Source organism: Hoylesella marshii DSM 16973 = JCM 13450 (assembly GCF_000146675.1).
GTDB lineage: Bacteria > Bacteroidota > Bacteroidia > Bacteroidales > Bacteroidaceae > Prevotella > Prevotella marshii.
Genome location: NZ_GL397217.1, coordinates 1 through 1,497, shown reverse-complemented (window position 1 = coordinate 1,497; position 1,497 = coordinate 1). Strand labels below are relative to the sequence as shown.

The window sequence follows — 1,497 nt, the reverse complement described above, 5'->3', positions numbered from 1 at the left end:
CAAGGCAGAACTGCAATCCGTTAAAGAGTGCGTGGGCAAATCAAGAGCTGAGGGAACCTATCAGAATCTTCTCTATTCAGATAAGTTACTTACGGAGTTTGTAAAGGATAAGGGAATGACGGATATAGTCATAGCCACTATACCGGAAGACTTGTTTGAAGAATACCGTTTCTATCTGAAAAAACGAGGCTTGGCAACAGCAACCATGAATCGCTATCTTTGTTGGCTAAGTAGGCTGATGTATCGTGCGGTCAGTCAAAGGCTCATTCGCTGTAATCCTTTTGAGAATGCCAAGTATGAGAAAGCGGAACAGAAGATACGCTTTCTGCAAAAGAGCGATGTTGCCAAACTCATGGCATTGAGAGTAATAGATAAGGAAGCAGAACAAGCAAGACGGATGTTTATCTTCTCATGCTTTACGGGCTTGGCTATTGCTGATATGGAACATTTGCAATTTGGACACATTCAAACGGCAGCCGACGGACAGAAATATATCCGTAAAGAAAGGCAGAAGACAAAGGTGGAGTTTATTGTGCCACTACACCCCATAGCGGAGGCCATCATCAATCAATGTAAGGACGAACGACCCAGCACGAAAGAAATGCAGACGGTGAAAGAAAAAGGTGACGACTTTATCTTTCACTGTGCTTGCAGCCGTAGCGTGATGAGTGCAAAGCTGAGCATCGTGGGCAAGGCTTGCGGTATCAGAGAACGGTTGTCCTACCACATGGCAAGGCACACGTTCGGCACGATGAGTTTAAGTGCAGGAATACCTATCGAAAGCATTGCCAAGATGATGGGGCATGCCTCTATATCCAGTACCCAAATCTACGCACAGGTGACAGACAATAAGATTTCGGAGGATATGGATAGACTGATAAGGAAACATCAAAAGGAGGAAACAAAGGGGGAAGCCGTATGAAAGTCAATCACCATCAAACAAAAGGAGACCACAACTATTCTTTTGTTTGATGGTGATTCGAGTGGGGCGGCAATATGCAAATTATTCGCAAAGGCAAAGGCGAAATAGCAATGACAGAGAGCGAATTGGTAGATTTCTTCGGTGTAACATGGAGGAAACTCAATTATCGATTGCAACTGCTCCTCAAAACATATACCCTACATCCTGGTGAAAGGAATGCAGGGGAGGTGAAAGTATTCGTGAACGGACGGTTGCGAGGATATGCTCCGCTTTATCCGCTCACTATCATCATCGCTTTGTCTTATCAATTGGACAGCATGGAAGCCCACTTCATCAGGAAATACATTTGTCGAGAGCTGCAACGCCCTGTACCTGTGATAGAGCAGATATACCTACACTGCAATGGCATTATCAATTGATATACTTTTCTCTTTCATCGATATCAACCTACGACATAACTACAAAAGAGGTATTAAAATGGAATCAGAAACTATACTTCATCTTCACCCACGCCTCGGAGTTCTTACCATACATGGCAAACTTGCCTTTGTTGGCATGGAAATAGTCGTAGCCGG

General features: G+C 44.1%; 2 protein-coding genes. Both read left to right on the top strand.

What is annotated here, in order from left to right; translation table 11 throughout:
- Positions 1-922: tyrosine-type recombinase/integrase (locus HMPREF0658_RS10570; RefSeq protein WP_006950770.1), on the top strand; the 922-nt coding region annotated here is incomplete at its 5' end.
- A 74-nt stretch (positions 923-996) separates the two neighbouring features.
- Positions 997-1,341: a hypothetical protein gene (locus HMPREF0658_RS10565; RefSeq protein ID WP_006950768.1), complete on the top strand. Its 345-nt coding sequence runs from the start codon at positions 997-999 to the stop codon at positions 1,339-1,341.
- The last annotated feature ends 156 nt before the right edge of the window (positions 1,342-1,497 follow it).